Consider the following 19,452-nt stretch of genomic DNA (forward strand, 5'->3'; position numbering starts at 1 on the left):
AACCTCCCTGGGCAGTACAGCTAGGTCTCACCCAGCGCGAGGTGCGCTGTATGACTGTCTGTGACGATCAGTGGCGCAGCCGGTCAGGAAGTACCCGAACCTCCCAGCCCGTGACCGCGGCGATGACCTCGCACAGCGATTCGGCCTCGGAACGCGCCGCGTCGGCCGAGTCGGTCGACAACACGTCGATCGTCAGGGGTGGCGGCTCACCGAACTTCGGTATCTCGATCAGCGCTCGGGCGCCGGAGGGCAGAGTAACGGCGGTGCGAGGGGTGCCCGCATCCGTGATCACGCCCTCGGCAGCGTTCGCGATGATCGTCAGGGCGTCGAGCTTGGTGGTTGCGGTGTCGGCGACAACAGTCGCGACGAACGCGGTCGGCGCAGCATCCATGCACACAGTGTGGCGCACTGCGACCCGGCCAGGGCTGAGGACGAGCGGCAGGCAGACTCAGCCTTCGTGGGACCAGGCGCGCAGCCGCCGCAGCAGCGGGCGCTTCTTCTCGAGGTGCCCGTGCATCCGCCGCAGAATGTCATCGAGCGCTTCGATGGCCTCCTCGATGTGCGGCCCCTTGTTGAGCATGACGCACTCAGCGCGTTCGCCGGCCGCGGCATCCGTCACCTCCGCGCGGGTAGGCACCCCGTTACCGGCGAGGGAGTCGAGCACCTGCGTCGCCCAGATCACCGGAACGTGCGCCGCCTCGCACAGCCAGAGGATCTCTTCCTGCACCTCCGCGAGCCGCTCCCAGCCGGCCTCCACACCCAGGTCGCCGCGGGCGATCATGATGCCCACCCGTGGCCGTTGCATGAGCTCAAGGAGGATTTCGGGCAGCGCCCGGAAGGCGCGCACCGTCTCGATTTTCACAACGACGCCCAGGTGCCCGGCACCCCGCGAGTCGAGCTCGTCGAATAGGCGTGCAACGTCGCCGGGGGAGCGCGCGAACGAGAGCTGCACGATGTCGGTGAATCCGACGACGTCATCGAGAGCTCGCAGATCCTCGTCGGTGAGCGCCGAGATGGGGAGGTCGGTGTCGGGAAGGTTGATGCCCTTCTCGGCACGCAGTTTCGTTCCCCGCGGCGAGGCCAGGGTGACTTCGACCTCCGCGACGCGCCGGCCGTCAGTTACCGCCACGGCGCGCACGAAGCCCTCGATCTTGCCGTCATCGAAGAGCACCCGGTCGCCGACGCGGATCACGTCGAGCGCTTCGGGCACGGTACAGCCGACGTGGTGTCGTCCCTCGTGCGTGAATCCCGGTTCCGCATCCGGACGCAGTTCGACGATGTCGCCCCGATGGACCCGCAGCGCCTGGTCGACCGAGGGCACCGCGCCGACCCGGGTCTCGCGACCATCGACATCCAGCACTGTCCCGGTTCCGATATACGCGGTGCGGTCGCCGTCGATCCGCGCCCCGCCATCGCGCACCGCGACGACGGTCATGTACCGCGAGCGCCCGCGGGTGTCGGTGAATTCGACGGTGTCGTCGATCCGAAGGCGAGCAAGCCACGCGGCATCCGTGACGGGAATCTCCCCAGGGGGTGGAGCCGACCCGTCAGCGCTCGGGGCGACCAGCCAGACCGACGCCGGCTCGATCACGCGTCCCAGAGCGTCGCGCGCGGGAGACACCTTGACGACCCGTGGCCCCGGCTCGAGGGAACCGGTGCGCACCTTCGGCCCGGCGAGGTCGGTGGCGATACGGATGCCGGTCCCCGCGGCCCGCGTGTGCCTGGCCATCCGCTCCCACGCTGCAGAATCGTCGTGCGCGCAGTTGATGCGGGCGACATCCATGCCGGCTCGGGCGAATCGGGCGACCAAGGCGGGATCGTTCGCGGCTTCGCTCGGCAGTGTGACCATGATCCGAGTGTCGCGGTCGTCGGCCGTGCCGCCCAGCAGCGCTGCCGCGTTCACGCTCAGGGGAGTGGGCGGACGAGGCTCGGCATCCGGTCCGGGGTTGTCGTGATCGCCCGGCGCGACGTGCCCGAGTGCAGCATCGATCGTGCCCACTACCGCATCAAGGTTGCGCAGAACATCGGCTTCCATCCTCCCGAGCGACGAGAGCCCCTCTGCGGTCAGGCGATCTTGCAGGTCCCGTAGGTCCCGTGAACGCAGGGCGACATAGCGGATGAGATTGGCGGCGCCGGCAGCATGGACGGGATGTGCGCGAGAGAGGGGAACGGATGCTGCTCGCTCGGCATCCTCGACCGCAGAGCGGAGGTCCATGAGTTCGGCACGAAGCGCGTCGAGCCGTTGAGAACGAGGAGTATTGAGCATCGTCCGACCTCCACCTTCGACGTTAGCTCTCCGGCGCGCGCTGTGGCAGAGCCCGGGGCGTGAATATCCGGCGCGTGGAGCTCGCTCACCCCGGGATGACGTCGGCGACGGTCACGGTGTTCCCGCCTGCGATCATCGTCCGGGCGCAGGCGACATCCAGACGCGCGATGGCCAGCCCCGGGTGGTCGAAGGTGTCAGCTTCGGTCGGGGGCTGAAGCGCAGCCTCGATTGCCGCATGATCAATGACGACGCCGTACTGTTCGGCCAGATGTGTTGCCACCGGCACGACCAAGCCCCGCACGACGTTCTCGTCCCAGGGCTGCAGTTCCACGATCACCAGGCGATCCGACAACGCGCCGTAGAACTGCGCAATCCGCTTCTCGTACGGCGCGGTCACAGTGATGACCAGGCGAGCGAGCGGGAAGCGCTCTGACTGCCAGATCTCACGCAGGATCGACACGTCGGGCTCCGTCGTTCCCAGGCGCGCGAGCTCGTCGACGTCTTCGACGACGACGACCGTTCGGCGGGTCAGCGCCGACAGCGTATCGCGCAGCAGCATCGCCGGCTCACCATCCACTGTCGTACCGGGATCGAAGAAGAGGGTCGGCAGCGGATCCTCGAGGTCGAGAAGAAGGCGCGCGATCTCTGCCGCAAGGCTGGTCTTGCCGCAGCCGCGTCGACCCACGAGAGCGGGGATCAGTGGCTGGTCGCTGAGGAGGTACGCGGCGACATCCAGGGCTTCGCGTCCTCGAAGAAGACCCGCCAGTGGATCGGTGCGCGCCGGGGGAGCCTCCCCGTCGGATGCCTCGGATTGCTCGGTGTCGTCGGCGCGGGGACGGGTCGGGGAGCTTTCCTCAGGCAACAGGTCGGCTACCGCGAGGTCTCCCCGCAGGGCCGCCTGCAACCGCATTGCCAGGGCCGCGGCATCCGGCGATGCCGTGATCATGTTGCGCACCTCGGCTTCGTTGCCGATCGTCTGCCCGGCAGCGAGAAGGCGGTGAAGCAGCGCCTCGCCGTCACTGCCGAAGGCATCCCGGAACTCGCCGGTCCAGTTCTGCGCGAACGCGGATGCCGCGTGCGTCACTGTCGCGTGATCAGAGCCCCAGCGCTTGGCTTCGGCCTTCGCGAGACCGACCAGCCCACGGATGGACAGCGAGTCGGTCGCGCGCATCGATCCCTCCCTGCGCCGACGGCTCGGGTCGTCGCCACGACGCTTGATAACAGTTCTAGCGCGGTTCTGGCGTTTCCCACTACTGCCCGCAGGTGAGACTGCCAGACTCACAGTCATGAGAACCAGAGCATTGAGTGCAGTTGTCGCCGGAGTCTTCGCTGTGTCGATCGCCCTGAGCGGTTGCTCGCAAAGCAACGAGCCCGTCATCGCGCCCGTGACGATGGACGCCGGGGACCTCCAGGGAGAGACTGTCGAGCTGATCGTCGACCAGGTGCTGAATATCAACACCGGCGATCTGGCGGTCGAAAGCTACAGCGGCGAAGTAGCCGACCCGGCTGTCGCCGAGTTCGTCGCCGGATACACGGACGGCTCTGCAACCTTCAACCCCGGCGTGAAGGCGCTCAGCGTTGGAACCACCGAGGTCGTGCTGTCCAACAGCGACGGCGGCATTCAGGACGTGACCTTCACCGTCGAGGTCACCGAGAAGAAGTGACGGATGCCCCGCGAGCTGCTCGCGGGGCATAGTCTCGAGCCATGCGTGCAACCGTCATTCATGGTGCCCGAGACGTCCGACTGGAGGCCGTCCCCGATCCGGTGCTGTCGACCGGTGGCGACGCGATAGTTCGCGTCGTCGCGGCGTGCGTGTGCGGTTCAGACCTGTGGTCGTACCGCGGAATCGCGCCCACCGACGAGCCACACCGGATCGGGCACGAGTTCATCGGCGTCGTCGATTCCGTCGGGGACCAGGTTGAGCTGGTGCGGCCGGGCGACTTCGTGATCGCGCCGTTCTACGTGTGCGACAACACCTGCCTGAACTGCCGCAACGGGGTCAGTACGTCTTGCCTGAACGGCGGATGGTGGGGCCAGGATGACCGGCTCGGCGGCTTCGCCGACGGCGGTCAGGGTGAGCGGGTCCGTGTGCCGCTGGCCGACGGGACACTCGTGGTCGTGCCCGGTCCCGTCGCTGACGAGGAGATTCCGGGCCTGTTGTCGTTGGCAGACGTGATGGGAACCGGCCACCACGCCGCCGTGAGTGCGGGTGTGCAGCCCGGTGACACGGTGGTCGTTGTCGGTGACGGTGCGGTGGGTCTGTGCGGCGTGATCGCCGCCAAACGGCTCGGCGCTGCCGAGATCATCGCGATGTCTCGCAATCCGCAGCGTCAGGCGCTGGCTTGGGAACTGGGGGCAACCCACATTGTTGCCGAACGTGGTGACGAGGGCGTCGCTGCGGTGCGACAGCTCACCCAGGGGATCGGCGCCGACCGGGTCCTCGAGTGCGTCGGGACCAAGGAGTCGATGGCTCAGGCCTTGGCATCCGCGCGCCCCGGCGGACGAGTCGGGTTCGTCGGAGTGCCGGCTGGCGGCCCGGAGCTGCCTATTCGCGACATGTTCAACCGCAACGTCGGTGTCGTCGGTGGTGTCGCGCCGGTCCGGGGATACATCGAAGAGCTGCTGCCTGACGTGCGGTCGGGGTCGATCACGCCGGGCAAGGTCTTCGATCTGGAGCTTCCGCTGAGCGATGTCGCTGAAGCGTACGCGGCGATGGACGAACGTCGTGCGACGAAGGTGCTGTTGCGCCCGTAGCCCGTAGCCCGTCGCCCCCGCATCTGTAGCGGGGACTTTCGTCGGGCGCCATTTCCGACGTTGTCTGTAACAATGTTCGGATGCAGCTCGAGGCGCAGGATTACGCGGCGATCCTCGACGTCCTCGAGTCGGTAGCCGGCTCACACGACACGCGGGACTATGCCGCGCGCGTGAGTGCCGGGCTCTACCGACTGTTCCCATGCCAAGGGGCCTCGTGCACCGAGATCGACGTCGCCGGGCGTCGGGTGGTCTCCGAGCCAGCGCCGCCGTTCCCGTCAGGCTGGATCGCCCAGTACGGGCCCGCGTTCGAGAAGTTCGCCTGGCAGCATCCGCTGTTCGGCGGATTCATCTCCGGCGAGCGGGTCGGTCCGACCACGTGGGATGTGGATGGAGCTGAGCGTGCCTTCGCGCGCACCGAGCTCTACCGCTCGTTCTACGAACCCAACGGTGTTCGTCGCCAGACGGTGTTGATCTTCCCGACGTCCCATGGCACCTCGATGGTGATCTCGATCGACTGTGCCGCCACCCACCCCTGCGGGCACCGTGAGGCAGCGATGCTCTCGACCATCGCGCCCTTGCTTGAGACCAGCTATCGCCTGGTCAGCAGAGCCGAGGGAAACCTCGTCTGGCCCTTTGCGGATGCCGACGGGTCGACGATGAGAGCGGCCGCGGCACCGCCCGTGGCGCCTGCTCCACTGGAGCCACTGAGTGAGAGCCCGCAGAAGCTGACGATCGATGACGCGCAGTTGCGAGCCCATAAGGCGTTGCGATCGGCGGGCTTGACTGCACGGCAGGCCGAGATCGCCCTCCTGGTCGCGAGCGGTGCGGCGACGTCCCAGATCGCAACCACATTGCAGATCTCCACGGGAACCGTGCGCAAACATCTTGAAGCCGTTCATGCGACGCTTGGCGTCTCCAGCCGCGCCGCCGTCGCCGCGACAGTCATGCGCCTCGTCCACCCCGAGGCCGCGGGGATCCTCGACCAGCCGCTGCTCTCGCGCTGACGTCGGCCCCGCGGACACTGCACCGGCGGACCATCGACGGCCTCGGGGGCCAAGATCGATGGGTGGACCGCCGGTGCAGTCCCTGAGCCTCGCGGCGCGGGACCCACGACGATCCCGGATGCTGCGACGCTCCCCTCCGCCTACGGCGCTACGAGGACGATCCAGATCCGGCCATACGACATTTCGCGTAGCTGAAGGTTAGACGCGTCTGCGGCGTACGCTGGCACCTATGCGACCACCGAGCCCTGATCCCACAGGCCCCGGCCAGGAGTCGGTCTGGGACTACCCGCGGCCGCCGCGTCTGGAGCACGTCGACCGCCGCATCGTGGTCGAGTTCGCAGGTGAGGTGATCGTGGACGCGCGGGACGTCGTCCGGGTGCTCGAGACGAGCCATCCTCCCGTCTACTACCTTCCGATCGACGCCTTCGTTCCCGGGGTGCTGCGCCGGGGGGAGGGCGCATCGTTCTGCGAGTTCAAAGGACGGGCTGCGTACTTCGATGTCACGGTGAACGGGCGGGTGACCCCGCGCGTCGGGTGGACCTATCCTGAGCCGTCCCGTGGTTTCGAAGACCTCGCCGGCCGCGTCGCGCTATATCCCGCTCCGATGGACCGGTGCACGGTCGACGGCGAGCTCGTCACACCCCAGCCGGGAACCTTCTACGGCGGCTGGGTCACGAGCGAGATCCGGGGACCCTTCAAGGGCGTCCCGGGTTCCGCCGGCTGGTAGCTCGACTGAGCTCCGGAGCAGAAAACCAGGTGCCGCGATGTCAGGTGCCGCTGAGGTCGATGTCGCCGAGGTCGTCGATCTCGGGCCCGGTTGTCAGAAGAACCTCGGCGTCCAGCGTCAGATCGATGACATCGCGCAACAGGCCTCCGAGCGTGGTCGCGCCCAGGAGCCGCAATTGGTCAAGTTGTCCCAGTGGCGCGATGGCCGCGAGCTGCCACGCCGATTCGACAGGGTCCTCCGAGAGCTCGACGTTCGGATCCCAGCGCACGTCACTGAACTCGGCAGCACGGGCGAGGACTCGACGCACGATCTGCTCAGCCTGCGCGTGCAACGGCGCAAGCTCATCGCTCCACTCCAGTTCCGGAATGGGTGTCACGGATGCCGCCGGGTACGGATCGTCCTCGAGCCAACGGTCCACGGCTACTCTGGTGCCCCCGACGGCGATCACGTGCAGATCATCGGCCCGCGGGTCGACCTGCAGGATCCGGGCCATGGTGCCAACGGAGAACCGCTGGTCCCCGCCTCCCGCCTCGCTGCCGCGTTCGATCAGGACCACACCGAATGACGGTTCCTCGTCGTCGAGGACCCGACCGAGCATCATGAGGTAGCGCTGCTCGAAGATGCGCAGTGCGAGCGGGGTGTGAGGGAACAGCACCGTCCCGAGCGGGAACATCGCGACATCCGCCATGCCCCCAGTCAACCAGCGATTACGAGAGCGGGGCCCGTCGCCGCAGGATCAGCGAGACAACCACGCGCCACCCGACGAGGAACACCGCAAGGACGATCGAAGCCACGATCACGAACGCGGTCTGCACACCCTGGCCGCTGATGGCTCGCAGGAGCAAGCCCCCGATCACCGTGTAGAGCCACACGGCGACCCCCGCGTTGAGGATTGAGAGAGGGAAGCGCCAGAGCCGCATCGTGAGCCATCCGACCAGAAGAGCGACAAGGAAGGGCCAGGTCGTCTGTGCCAGGCCGAGTCCGTCGGGACCGACGACCTCTTCGCCGTGACTCGCCCGCCCGATCGCGGCGAAGATGACGACGAACGCGATGTCGACGACAAGGGCGATCGCGACCGTGCGCGGAGCCGGCAGTGCGGGGGAGGGGCGGTTCGGTTCGGGGTCTGCGCTCATGCCTCCAGTGTGCCCGGGTGGGCCGGGTCGCCGAGCTAACCTTGTGCGGTGGCACTGTCGAAGATCCTGCTCTACTACCGGTTCACGCCGATCACCGACCCGAACGCGGTCCGGCTGTGGCAGCGTGACCTGTGCGAGCTTCTCGGGCTGCGCGGCCGCATCCTGATCTCGAAGGACGGGATCAACGCCACTGTCGGCGGCGAGCTCGGCGCGATGAAGACCTACTGGCGCAAGACGCGCGAGTACCCCGGCTTCGGTGACATCGACTTCAAGTGGTCAGAGGGAAGCGGCCTCGACTCCGACGGGCGGATCGTCGACTTCCCGCGCCTGTCGGTGAAAGTGCGCGATGAGATCGTGAGTTTCGGCGCCCCCGGCGAACTGCGTGTGGACCCGACCGGTGTCGTCGGCGGCGGCACCCACCTGTCGCCTGGTGCCGTGCACAAGCTCGTCCAGGAGCGCGGCGATGACGTCGTCTTCTTCGACGGCCGCAACGCCTTCGAAGCCGAGATCGGGCGTTTCAAGAACGCCGTCGTGCCGGATGTCGCCACGACGCGCGATTTCGTCGCGGAACTGGAGTCGGGCCGATACGACCACCTCAAGAACAAGCCCGTCGTCACGTACTGCACGGGCGGCATCCGCTGTGAGGTGCTCTCCAGCCTCATGGTCTCGCGCGGGTTCTCGGAGGTGTACCAGATGGATGGCGGAATTGTCCGGTACGGCGAGAGCTTCGGCAACACCGGGCTGTGGGAGGGTGCGCTCTACGTCTTCGACGGGCGTGAGTCGATCACTTTCGGGACCGACGCCGCGACGATCGGGGCATGCGTCACGTGCGGTGCGGCGACCTCGCGCATGGTCAATTGTGCCGAGGGGGACTGCCGGGTGCGCGTCGTGCACTGCGAGGAATGCACGGATGCCGCATCCGCCCTGTGCTCCCGCCACGCCGGCGTCATGCGGCCGGCTGGGGCGGTGGCCGACCGTAACTGATCGCGGAACACTTCGTCACGAGATCACAACATCCTTATGCCGTCGGCGTCCGGTGCCGTAGTGTGAGTCCCGCGTCGGCCACCGACGTGCGGGTCGCGCACTGCGATCCGGAGGTTTACGAAGGAAAAGACGATATGGCCACCGGCACCGTCAAATGGTTCAACTCCGAGAAGGGATTCGGTTTCATCGCTCCCGATGACGGTTCCGCCGACGTGTTCGCGCACTTCAGCGCGATCGCCGGCAGCGGCTACCGCAGCCTGGAGGAAGCGCAGAAGGTCGAGTTCGACACCGAGCAGGGCCCCAAGGGTCTGCAGGCTGCGAACATCCGCGCACTCTGACACAATCCCCTCGAACGCGCCGCTCCGATGTCGGAGTCGGCGCGTTCGTCGTTTCCGCGGAGCATCCGTCTCCGCGGAGCATCCGTTTCCGCGGAGCATCCGTCTCGCCGAAGCATCCGTCTGAGGACACCTCCCGGACGTAGGAACTCTCTCGGAGGTAGGGAGAATCTGCGCGGGATCGTCCTACGCCGGGCATTTCTCCGGCGCCCGTGCGTGGTGAACGGCCACCCATGCTGTCCCGAGCGCCTCGAGGCTGACGATGTCGTGTGAACAAGCGAGTATTCGGATGCCGACATATCGCTCTCCGTAGTGTGGGTACAGCGAACGGCAACTGCCCTTGGCATCCATCCCGCGGCGCGCACGATGTGCGGCGCACGAGCGAAGTCAGGTGCCGTTGTGCCGTCATCCTCTGTATCTTCCCGTCCCCCCGTGGACGAGTCGGCCCGACTCGGGCCGGTTCGCCAGACCTACTCTGGGACCGCTGAGTTCCCGCCGGTGGCCCGTGCCTACACGCAGGTGTCGCAGGTGGTCCGTGAACTCGGCTTGCTCCGGCGCACGCCGTGGTTCTATGCGGCAGTTGGCGCCGCGATCGCCGCGGGCTTCGGCGGCGCGATCACCGGATTCATCGTTCTGGGCGACAGCTGGCTTCAGCTTCTGATGGCTGCCGCGTTCGGCATCCTGTTCACTCAGGTCGCGTTCCTCGCCCACGAGGCAGCGCACCGCCAGATCCTCTCCAGCGGGCCCGCCAACGACCGGCTCGCTCGAGTGCTCGGCGGCATCGTCGGCATGAGCTACTCGTGGTGGGACTCCAAGCACTCGCGCCACCACGCCAACCCGAACCGTGTCGGCAAGGACCCCGACATCGAGGTCGACACGATCTCCTTCCTCGAGACTGACGCCGCAGCATCCCGCGGTCTCGTGCGCGTGGTCACGCGCAAGCAGGGGTGGCTGTTCTTTCCGCTCCTGACGCTGGAGGGGCTGAATCTCTACGCGCTGAGCTTCCGTCACCTGCTCTCACGGGGGCCGGTCAAGGGCCGGTGGACCGAGCTCGGCATCCTGAGCTTGCGTTTTGGCGTCGTGCTGGTGCCGATCTTCCTGCTCCTGCCGCTGGGCATGGCCTTCGCCTTCTTCGGTGTGATGGTCGCCGTGTTCGGTGTGTACATGGGTGCCTCGTTCGCACCGAACCACAAGGGGATGCCGATCATCGCGCCCGACGCGAAGCTCGACTTCTTCTCGAAGCAGGTGCGAACCTCACGCAATGTCGCCGGCGGATGGTGGGCTACCTGGCTCATGGGTGGCCTGAACTACCAGGTCGAACACCACCTGTTCCCGAGCATGTCGCGCCTGCACCTGGCACAAGCTCGCGAGGTCGTGCGCGACTATTGCGAGACCCACGACGTGCCCTATACCGAGACCTCGCTCTGGCGTTCGTACGCGATCGTCATCGACTACCTCAACCGTGTGGGACTGGCAGCCCGCGGCCCGTTCGACTGCCCCATGGTCTCGGAGTACCGGAGGGTCTGAGCCTTCCGGCCCCGGGGTGCGGGGGCGCGGCCCGACCGCAGCGCCCAGGTATCACTGGTAGGGTCGTTCACGGCGGATGTCGTTCTCGATCTCTGCCGGCGTCGTCGATACGCATCCCGGCCTGACGGTCCGGCTCTCTTCTCGAACGGCGAAACGATGCGCGAACCCGCGCCGTCGCCACTCCTCCGCTCACCACAGCCCTTCCCTGCTTCGTCCGGGTCGTGCAGCTGTGCGCGGACAATCACGAAAGCACCTCCATGACGACTTTCCTCGACCTCGGCGTGCCCGCAGTGCTCGCCGACGTTCTCAGCTCCTCGGGCAAGACCGAGGCCTTCGCCATCCAGCGGGACACGCTTCCTGACTCTCTCGCCGGGCGGGACGTGCTCGGCCGCGGCCGCACCGGCAGTGGCAAGACGATCGCGTTCGCGCTGCCGCTGGTGGCGCGTATCGCAGCATCCTCGACCCCGCTGACCTCTGGTCGCCCGCGTGGTCTGGTCCTCGCCCCCACGCGAGAGCTCGCCACGCAGATCGCCGCGACCATCGAGCCGCTGGCACATGCCGTCGGTCTTCGAGTCACCACCATCTTCGGCGGCGTCAGCCAGCGTCCGCAGGAGCAGGCGCTGCGCGCGGGCGTCGACATCGTCGTGGCCTGCCCCGGCCGTCTCGAAGACCTCATGAAGCAGCAGGTCGTGCGGCTCGACAGGGTCGAGGTGAGCGTGCTCGATGAGGCCGACCACATGGCCGACCTCGGCTTCCTCCCGGGCGTCACGCGGATCCTCGCCGCGACGCCTGCCGACGGTCAGCGCCTCCTGTTCAGCGCGACGCTCGACGGCGGCATCGATGTGCTCGCTCGCCGGTTCTTGTCCTCGCCGGTGAGCCACGAGGTCGACGAGTCGAGCGTCCCCGCGGGGGAGATGACCCACCGCGTGTTCTTGATCCCCGGAACTGAAGAGAAGACCGCGCTCATCCGCGAGCTCGCCTCGGGTCAGGGACGTCGCATCCTGTTCACGCGCACCAAGCACCAGGCCAAGAAGCTTGCCAAACAGCTCACCGCGGCAGGCATCCCCGTCGTCGACCTGCATGGAAACCTCTCGCAGAACGCGCGGGACCGGAACCTCGCCGCGTTCTCCGCGTCTCCCGAGAACGACGGCGTCCGGGTGCTGGTAGCGACGGATGTCGCAGCCCGCGGCGTGCACGTCGACCAGGTCGAGCTCGTCGTCCACGTGGATCCTCCCGTCGAGCACAAGGCGTACCTGCACCGGTCGGGTCGCACGGCACGCGCGGGTGCCGAGGGGACCGTCGTCACGGTCGGCCTCGAGGCTCAGCGCCGCGAGATCGCCCAGCTGCTCAAGAAGGCGGGTATCCAGGTCGACGCCGAGTCGGTGAAGGCATCGTCGGCAGCCGTCGACGAACTGGTCGGACCGCGCGCCGCTCACCGGATGCTGCCTGTGACCGCCCCCGCCGCGTCGACGCCTCGTGCCCGCTCTGGTGGGTCGGGCGGCGCTGTCCAGCGCTCTGGCGGCGGTGGACAGCGCTCCGGCGGCGGACAGCGCAGCGGCTCGGGTCGTGGCGCTCAGCCGGGACGCTCCGCGAAGCCCGGACACACGGCCAAGCCCACCCACGCCCACAATCCGCGTCACGCTGCCGACCAGGGGTCCGCGGCGGAGCGCAACCCGCAGCGGGCCGACGGTGCGCCCGCCCGACGTCGCCGCGGCTCGCGTGGTCGCGGCACCGGCCAGCGTCCTGCCGCGCAGTAAGCGCCGGGGCGCCCGCTCAGGGATCAGGTCTGACACGAGGGGTCGCGACACACCGCACACGCACAGCGTGATACGGCGTGTTGCGACCCCTCGCGCTTGACGCAGGGTCTGCAGAAGAGCGGCGCAAGAGCGCCTCAGATGTCGCTCGGCGTCCACTCCGAGACGACGCTCAGCTCTTCGAGCTCATCGTGGGTGAACTGCAGCGTCGCGCTCGCCAGCAGATCCGCGACGTGCTCGACGCGGGACGCGCTGGCGATCGGAGCGACAACGTGCGGCTGCTCGCGCAACCAGGCCAGCGAGACCGCGGCCATCGTGCTCGCGTGGGACGCGGCGATCCGCTCCACGACCTGCAGCACCTGAAGTCCCTGCGCAGTCGCATATTTCGCTGCACCCTTGGCCCGCGGCGATGCGCCACCGTCGGCATCCGGCGACCGGTACTTTCCGGTCAAGAAACCGCTGGCGAGGGCGTAGTACGGCAGGATGCCGAGGTCGAACTCCTCAGCGATCGGGGCGATCTCGCCCTCGACCTCGTTGCGGTGCACGAGGTTGTAGTGAGGCTGCAGCGCGACAGGCTGAGCAACGCCCAGATCGGCGGCGGTCAGCATCCATTCGCGCATGCGATCAGGCGTGAAGTTCGACAGGCCGATCGTGCGAACAAGGCCATCGTCGACGAGTTTTCCGAAAGCTGACACTGCTTCGGCCAGTGGAACCTCGGGGTCGTCATAGTGTGCGTAGTACAGGTCGATGGTCTCGACGCCAAGACGCTGCAGCGACGCTTCGGCGGCGCCGCGGATGTTCTTCAGGCCCGGGAAGTCGGGGTGACGGCTGACCTTGGTTGCGATGGTCAGCTCTGCGGACGGACGGGCAGCGAGCCAGGCGCCGATGATCCGCTCACTGTCGCCTCCGGTGTTGCCGGGAACCCACGCGCTGTAGCCGTCAGCGGTATCGACGAAGTCGCCGCCGCCCTCGGTGAACGCGTCGAGGATCGCGAAGCTCTCGTCTCGGTCGGCGGTCCAGCCGAACACATTGCCACCGAGGCAGAGCGGGAAGACGTCGAGGTCGCTGGTTCCGATGCGGGTCATGACTCCATCCTGGCACCGCCAGAACGTAAGGATTTTCTCATCGTGTCGTCGAGGTGGTGCCGCGGGCGCCATCGCTAGCGTGTGGCTCGCGACGCCCACCCCGAATCAGCGTCTGCACCCGAGAGGACACCATGATCGTTCGCTTCGCCCGTCCTGGCCTTGCCGTTCTCGCCCTACTGGGGCTCCTTGCTGGCATGCTGCTGTCCATCGTGCCTGCAGCGCGATCGGATGCCGTCTCCTGTGCTCCGGCGTGGTCGTCGGGAGAGACGTACGTCGGGGGAGACACGGCCAGCAAGGACGGCACCCAGTACAGGGCTAACTGGTGGACCAGAGGCGACGATCCCGTCACGAACAACGGCGTGACCGGTACCGGCCAGCCGTGGACCTCGATCGGTGCGTGCGGTGCGGCCACTCCCGCGCCCACGCCGACATCCGCACCGACAGCTTCGCCGACGCCGACGGGTGCGTGCGCCGTTGCGGCCTGGAGCGCGGGATCGACCTACGTCGCCGGCAATACTGCCACTCAAGGCGGCATCCTGTACCGAGCAAACTGGTGGTCGCGCGGCGATGATCCGGCGACCCACAACGGCGTCAGCGGGACTGGCCAGCCCTGGACCGCGCAGGGTCCGTGCGGCACCCCGAGCGCCTCGCCGACGCCGACCGCAACACCGACCGCCCCGCCGACGCCGACCGCAACACCGACCGCCCCGCCGAGCCCGACACCGACCTCTACTCCGTCGCCCACACCGACACCGACCGGTACGCCCGGCGTCGCACCCGACTTCGTTTTCAGTCCCTACAAGGACGTCACGGTCGGCATGAACTGGAACACCTCGGCAATGGGAACGGCTGTGGGTGGCTCCTCCCAGCCGCTCGTCGGTGCGAGCGGGCTGCTGGGCAGCGACGCGACCGACTTGGATGCCGTCACGCTGGCTTTCGCGACCGGAACCTGCGGAAGCGAGAACTGGGGCGGCGTTGCTGCCCAGGCTTTCGCCGATGCGAACATTCCCGCTCTGGCAGCGGCTGGCATCGACTACGTCGTCTCCACGGGCGGAGCGGCGGGGGCATTCCACTGTTCATCGGCCGCTGGGATGACCTCGTTCATCGAGCGGTACGCATCCGATCATCTCATCGGTGTCGACTTCGACATCGAGTCCGGGCAGTCGGCGTCCGACATCCGCGATCTTGTCGCGGCCGCGGCCGGCGTTCAGGACAGCTATCCGCAGTTGCGGTTCTCGTTCACGCTCGCGACTCTCGCGGCAAGCGATGGCAGCTACGGCGGATTGAACGCGACGGGCGCGACAACAGTCCGGGCAATTCAGGCTTCGAACCTTCGCAATTACACCGTGAACCTGATGGTGATGGACTACGGCGCCGCGGGGCCGGGGGTGTGTGTGGTCAGCGGCGGGATATGTGACATGGGCGCCTCGGCGATCCAGGCGGCGACGAACCTGCAGCACTCGTTTGGAGTTCCGACAGACAAGATCGAGCTCACGCCGATGATCGGCATGAACGACGTGCGCGATGAGATCTTCACACTCGCCGATGTGCAGACCGTCGCCGCGTATGCACAGTCCCAAGGGCTTGCCGGCATCCACTTCTGGTCCCTCGATCGCGACGTGCCCTGTTCGCCGCCGACCCCGTGGGTCTCGATCACCTGCAACTCGGTGGCCAGTGGCACCTCATCGCTGTCGTACACGAACGGATTCCTGGACGCGATCGGGTGACGGATGCGTGGCGAGGAGCTATCTGTCACGGCTGGCGCTCCTGACTCCGGCGGCTCTGTTCGGTAGCGTGTGAACGGTGAACGCACCCGTCGATCCGACAACCACGCCCGCCTGGTCCGCCCTCACCGATGCCGCATCCGGATTCGCCCCGGATCTGCGCGCCTGGTTCGACACCGACCCCGGTCGCGTCGAACGCCTGAGCCACCCTCTCGCCGACCTGCACGTCGACCTGTCGAAGAACCTCGTCACCGATGAGATCCTCGCCTTGCTCGTGCGGCTGGCCGAGCAGACCGGCGTTGCCGAGCGGTTCGCCCAGATGCTTGCCGGCGTGCACCTGAACACCTCTGAGGACCGCGCGGTGCTGCACACGGCGCTGCGCCGCCCGGCAGGTGAGACCCCCGCGCTCGTCGTCGATGGTCAGGATGTCGATACCGACGTGCACGCGGTTCTCGACGCGATGGATGCCTTCGCCAACCGCGTGCGGTCGGGGGAGTGGGTCGGTGTGACCGGCAAGAAGGTCACGCACGTCGTCAACATCGGCATCGGCGGCTCCGACCTCGGTCCCGTCATGGTCTACGAAGCTCTGCGTCCCTATGCAACAGCCGGGATCGAGGCACGGTTCGTCTCGAACATCGACCCGACCGACATGGCGCAGAAGACGGCGGACCTCGACCCCGAGACGACTCTGTTCATCGTCGCCTCCAAGACCTTCACAACCCTCGAGACCCTCACCAACGCGCGACTCGCGCGGGACTGGCTGTGGGCGGGGCTCACGGCATCCGGCGCCATCGACGGGTCGGATGCAGCCAAGACGGATGCCGTCGCGCACCACTTCGCCGCCGTATCGACCGCGCTCGACAAGGTCGCCGCCTTCGGGATCGACACCGACAACGCATTCGGCTTCTGGGACTGGGTGGGTGGCAGGTATTCGGTCGACTCGGCGATCGGACTCTCGCTCACGATCGCGCTCGGGCCGGATGCCTTCCGCGACCTGCTCGCGGGCTTCCACGCCGTCGACGTCCACGTCGCGACGACGCCGTTGGAGCGCAACGTCCCGGTCCTGATGGGCCTGCTCAACGTCTGGTACACGAACTTCCTCGGTGCGCAGACCCACGCGGTGCTTCCGTATGCTCAGCAACTGCATCGCTTCCCGGCGTACCTGCAGCAGTTGACGATGGAGTCCAACGGCAAGCGGGTGCGGTGGGACGGCTCACCGGTCGTCACCGATACCGGCGAGGTGTTCTGGGGTGAGCCCGGCACGAACGGGCAGCACGCGTTCTACCAGCTCATCCACCAGGGCACCCGGCTCATCCCCGCCGACTTCATCGCGTTCGTGAACCCGGCGTATCCGCTCGAAGACGGCGGTCGTGATGTCCACGGGCTCTTCCTCGCGAACTTCCTGGCCCAGACCAAGGCCCTTGCATTCGGCAAGACCGCCGAGGAGGTCGAGGCCGAAGGCTCGACCGGCGCCCTCGTCGCTGCGCGTACGTTCCCGGGTAACCGCCCGACGACGTCGATCTTCGCGCCCGCGCTGACGCCCTCGGTGCTCGGTCAACTCATCGCACTTTACGAACACATCGTGTTCACGCAAGGCACGATCTGGGGCATCAACTCGTTCGATCAGTGGGGTGTCGAGCTCGGCAAGCAACTCGCGCTGCAGATCGCTCCGGCGATCGAGGGCGATGCGGACGCCGTTGCAGCGCAGGATGCCTCGACTCGCGCGCTGCTGGAGTACTACCGCGAGCATCGCGAGGCAGTCCGCTCCCGCGAGGAATGAGTCACCCGATGCCCGCGCGCGGTCGTCGAACGGAGTGGCCGATCGTCGACCGTGTCGCATTGGTCGAGAACCTCGCACCTCGCTTCGACCGGATCCCCGCGCACGGGGTGTTCATCGTCGGCCAGGCTGGGGTCGGGAAGACCGTGCTGGCCCGCCAACTCGCCGACGCTGCGGCGGCGCCGGAGACGGTCACCGTCATCGGATTGAGCGCGCTGTCGGGCGTCTCGCTGGCTGCATGGGCTCCGACGCTCGCTACGAGGGGGCTGCCGGCCGATCCGCACCGCGCGGTCGCCGCGCTGGTGGCTGAACTCGGCGCGCATCCCGAGCAGCAGATCCTGCTCGTCGATGACGCACCCCGACTCGATTCGATCTCGGCGGCCGTGGTCTATCAGCTCGTGCGGGGGTTCGGTGTGCCGGCGATCCTGACGGCCCGTCTCGGTGAGCCCCTGCCCGATGGGATACGTCGGCTGCTGGACGAAGGGCTGGTCGAGCGCGTCGACGTCCCGGGACTGAGTTGGGACGAAGCCGTCGAACTGCTCGAGCGAAGGTTCGACGGGCAGGTCCGCCATGGTGACCTCGACAGGCTACTGTCCCGGACCGAAGGGAATCCGCTCTACATCCGCGCGCTCGTCGAGGCGGCAGTTCGCGACGGCGCGGTCCGTCTGTCGGACGGCGTCGTGGTGATCGAGGATGGTCGCACACCGCCCGAGCTGCTCGACGCGGTCACCCAGCGCCTGGAGGTTCTCGACCCCGCGGTCCACCGTGCCCTCCAGCTGGTCGCCCTCGTGCAGCCTATTCGCCGTGACGCCTTGCTTTCCGGGGCGATGACGACGCTCACCCCCGATGTGCTCGATCACCTCGAACTCAGCGGGCTCGTGGTCCACACCTCCGATGGTGATCTGCGGATCGCGCATCCTCTGATCGCTGAGGCACTCGAGCGTGACGACACGGCCGAGGACGTGTTCGCAGACAGCGTTGCGCTCCTGCGCTCACTCGAGGGTGACGCCGCGCGTCTGGCTGCGTGCCGGATCGAGTGGCGACGGGGCGAGCTCGACTCGACCGAAGCGGCGTGGGCGGCGGAGTATGCGTTCGCGACCGGCGATCTGGTGCACGCGGCGGAGTACGCGCATACCGCTGTGGGGGACCCGAGCGCGCCGATCCGCTTCCGAGGGCACGTCGTTCTGGCCGACGCCGCATCTCTCACGGGAGACCGGAGCCGGGCCGACGATTCGTTCATGAGTGCCGAGGAGTGTGCACGCCGCCCGGAGGAGTGGGCACGACTGGCCGCGCACCGGGGCGAGCACTTGGCGTTCCGGTGCTTCGAGGTCAGCGCCGCCATCGAACAGGCCGAACGCATCCGTCGTTCCTTGCCGCGTGAGTCCGTCTCTGGCACTGATGCCGATCTTCGGCTGTGGCGGGCGGTTCGGGGGGAAGCCTATCGCGCACCGCTGCCGGATGGGAGCTCGTCCCTCGGTCCTCCGGATGTCCGCATTCGAGAGGCGATGGCCGCCATCATGCACGAGTCGATGGCGGGCAGGACCGAGCTCGGGGATGAAGCCGAGCAGATCCTCCGCCGGCTCGGTGATCAACTGGGCCGACTCGACGCGAGCGCGGCGATGATGCTCGGCTTCGCCGAGTACATCGGGATGCTCTCGCGCGGCGAGGGCGAGAAGGCCGCCGAGTTCGCCACCGCGCGCCGCATCGACGCGGGAGAGGGCGTCGGGCTGTGGACCTGCACCCTGGCCGAACACCGTAGCTACAACGGGCGCCTGCGGGAGGCCAGCAGACTGGCCGCGCTCGCTGTCGACCAACTCCGTTGGCGTGACGGGATGGGAGTGCTGCCACTGGCTGTCGCTCTTCAGGCGGATGCCGCCGCCAAGGGCGGGGATCCGGGACGAGCGCGGCGGCTGCTCGACGCCCTGAGTCCTGACCAGCGGAACGAGCCGAAGGCACTCATGGTCATCGCCGAGGTGGAGGCGTGGCTGCTCGCGGACGACGGTGACGCTGAGGAAGCGGCCGCTGTCGTCGAACGCGCGGCACGGCAGGCCATCGACGTCGGGTTCCGCCTTGTCGCCGCCATCTCGCTCGGACTGTGCCTCCGGTTGGGGGTGGTCGATCGCGCCGCCGCCATGCTGGAGGAGATCTGTCGGGATGTACCACCCGACTTCGGGCTCTACACGAGCCTGCGTGATGTGGCCGTCGCACTTCGTGAGCGTCGACCAGCGGCCGTCGTCGAGCCGGCAGCGCGGCTCGCGAGCGCGGGCATGCCTCCCACGGCGCTCGATGCCATCAGTCTTGCCCGCACAATGCGGCCCTCCAACGAGACCCGCTATCGGCTCGACCGGCTTTTCGGTGCGTGGGCGAGTGAGGTCGACGCG

17 protein-coding genes are annotated in these 19,452 nt (G+C 67.7%); 11 read left to right on the forward strand and 6 right to left on the reverse strand.

Going from position 1 to position 19,452, the window contains the following annotated elements; genetic code table 11:
* Positions 1 to 67: 67 nt before the first annotated feature.
* The 3 genes from B4F19_RS08105 to B4F19_RS08115 form a co-directional block, all read right to left on the reverse strand.
* A complete protein-coding gene (locus B4F19_RS08105; protein WP_292734013.1) occupies positions 68 to 391 on the reverse strand; it encodes a hypothetical protein in 324 nt (107 codons plus the stop codon).
* A 57-nt stretch (positions 392 to 448) separates the two neighbouring features.
* Positions 449 to 2,266, reverse strand: coding sequence for a pyruvate kinase (locus B4F19_RS08110; protein WP_292734016.1), 1,818 nt, complete (start codon positions 2,264 to 2,266; stop codon positions 449 to 451).
* A gap of 85 nt (positions 2,267 to 2,351) precedes the next feature.
* Entirely contained in the window at positions 2,352 to 3,437 is a 1,086-nt protein-coding gene (locus tag B4F19_RS08115; protein WP_228178638.1) for an AAA family ATPase, read from the reverse strand.
* 115 nt (positions 3,438 to 3,552) lie between these two features.
* Here B4F19_RS08115 and B4F19_RS08120 point away from each other — a divergent pair, with 115 nt between their 5' ends.
* The 4 genes from B4F19_RS08120 to B4F19_RS08135 all read left to right on the forward strand — a co-directional run bounded on the left by B4F19_RS08120 (position 3,553) and on the right by B4F19_RS08135 (position 6,752).
* Positions 3,553 to 3,930: a hypothetical protein gene (locus B4F19_RS08120; RefSeq protein ID WP_228178639.1), complete on the forward strand. Its 378-nt coding sequence runs from the start codon at positions 3,553 to 3,555 to the stop codon at positions 3,928 to 3,930.
* A 41-nt stretch (positions 3,931 to 3,971) separates the two neighbouring features.
* Positions 3,972 to 5,021 (forward strand): zinc-dependent alcohol dehydrogenase family protein, encoded by a 1,050-nt coding sequence (locus B4F19_RS08125; RefSeq protein ID WP_292734019.1) that lies wholly within the window; start codon positions 3,972 to 3,974, stop codon positions 5,019 to 5,021.
* Between the two features lie 80 nt (positions 5,022 to 5,101).
* Positions 5,102 to 6,025, forward strand: coding sequence for a response regulator transcription factor (locus tag B4F19_RS08130; RefSeq protein WP_292734022.1), 924 nt, complete (start codon positions 5,102 to 5,104; stop codon positions 6,023 to 6,025).
* Positions 6,026 to 6,254: 229 nt separating this feature from the next.
* Complete coding sequence (locus B4F19_RS08135) at positions 6,255 to 6,752, forward strand: DUF427 domain-containing protein (RefSeq protein WP_292734025.1); 498 nt, start codon at positions 6,255 to 6,257, stop codon at positions 6,750 to 6,752.
* 40 nt (positions 6,753 to 6,792) lie between these two features.
* Here the strand turns inward: B4F19_RS08135 and B4F19_RS08140 are convergent, their stop codons facing one another.
* A complete protein-coding gene (locus B4F19_RS08140; RefSeq protein WP_228178643.1) occupies positions 6,793 to 7,440 on the reverse strand; it encodes an LON peptidase substrate-binding domain-containing protein in 648 nt (215 codons plus the stop codon).
* 19 nt (positions 7,441 to 7,459) lie between these two features.
* Positions 7,460 to 7,885 (reverse strand): DUF3054 domain-containing protein, encoded by a 426-nt coding sequence (locus B4F19_RS08145; protein WP_292734029.1) that lies wholly within the window; start codon positions 7,883 to 7,885, stop codon positions 7,460 to 7,462.
* 48 nt (positions 7,886 to 7,933) lie between these two features.
* On the opposite strand from B4F19_RS08145, the gene B4F19_RS08150 reads away from it, so the two are divergent.
* From B4F19_RS08150 to B4F19_RS08165, 4 genes are all read left to right on the forward strand, one after another.
* The gene (locus B4F19_RS08150) at positions 7,934 to 8,869 is read left to right on the forward strand and encodes a rhodanese-related sulfurtransferase (RefSeq protein ID WP_228178645.1); all 936 of its coding nucleotides are present in this window, start codon (positions 7,934 to 7,936) and stop codon (positions 8,867 to 8,869) included.
* A 134-nt stretch (positions 8,870 to 9,003) separates the two neighbouring features.
* Positions 9,004 to 9,207: a cold-shock protein gene (locus tag B4F19_RS08155; RefSeq protein WP_228178646.1), complete on the forward strand. Its 204-nt coding sequence runs from the start codon at positions 9,004 to 9,006 to the stop codon at positions 9,205 to 9,207.
* Between the two features lie 429 nt (positions 9,208 to 9,636).
* Positions 9,637 to 10,731 (forward strand): fatty acid desaturase family protein, encoded by a 1,095-nt coding sequence (locus B4F19_RS08160; protein ID WP_292730441.1) that lies wholly within the window; start codon positions 9,637 to 9,639, stop codon positions 10,729 to 10,731.
* Between the two features lie 257 nt (positions 10,732 to 10,988).
* Positions 10,989 to 12,488 (forward strand): DEAD/DEAH box helicase, encoded by a 1,500-nt coding sequence (locus B4F19_RS08165; RefSeq protein WP_292734033.1) that lies wholly within the window; start codon positions 10,989 to 10,991, stop codon positions 12,486 to 12,488.
* Positions 12,489 to 12,622: 134 nt separating this feature from the next.
* Here B4F19_RS08165 and B4F19_RS08170 read toward each other — a convergent pair whose 3' ends face one another.
* Positions 12,623 to 13,570, reverse strand: coding sequence for an aldo/keto reductase (locus tag B4F19_RS08170; RefSeq protein ID WP_292734036.1), 948 nt, complete (start codon positions 13,568 to 13,570; stop codon positions 12,623 to 12,625).
* A 131-nt stretch (positions 13,571 to 13,701) separates the two neighbouring features.
* Here B4F19_RS08170 and B4F19_RS08175 point away from each other — a divergent pair, with 131 nt between their 5' ends.
* The 3 genes from B4F19_RS08175 to B4F19_RS08185 form a co-directional block, all read left to right on the forward strand.
* Positions 13,702 to 15,297, forward strand: coding sequence for a carbohydrate-binding protein (locus B4F19_RS08175; RefSeq protein WP_292734039.1), 1,596 nt, complete (start codon positions 13,702 to 13,704; stop codon positions 15,295 to 15,297).
* A 76-nt stretch (positions 15,298 to 15,373) separates the two neighbouring features.
* Positions 15,374 to 17,074, forward strand: coding sequence for a glucose-6-phosphate isomerase (gene pgi, locus B4F19_RS08180; RefSeq protein WP_292734042.1), 1,701 nt, complete (start codon positions 15,374 to 15,376; stop codon positions 17,072 to 17,074).
* A gap of 8 nt (positions 17,075 to 17,082) precedes the next feature.
* The coding region (locus B4F19_RS08185) for an ATP-binding protein (protein WP_292734045.1) at positions 17,083 to 19,452 on the forward strand (2,370 nt) is incomplete at its 3' end.

Source organism: Microbacterium sp. UBA1097 (assembly GCF_002313585.1).
Lineage (GTDB): Bacteria > Actinomycetota > Actinomycetes > Actinomycetales > Microbacteriaceae > Microbacterium.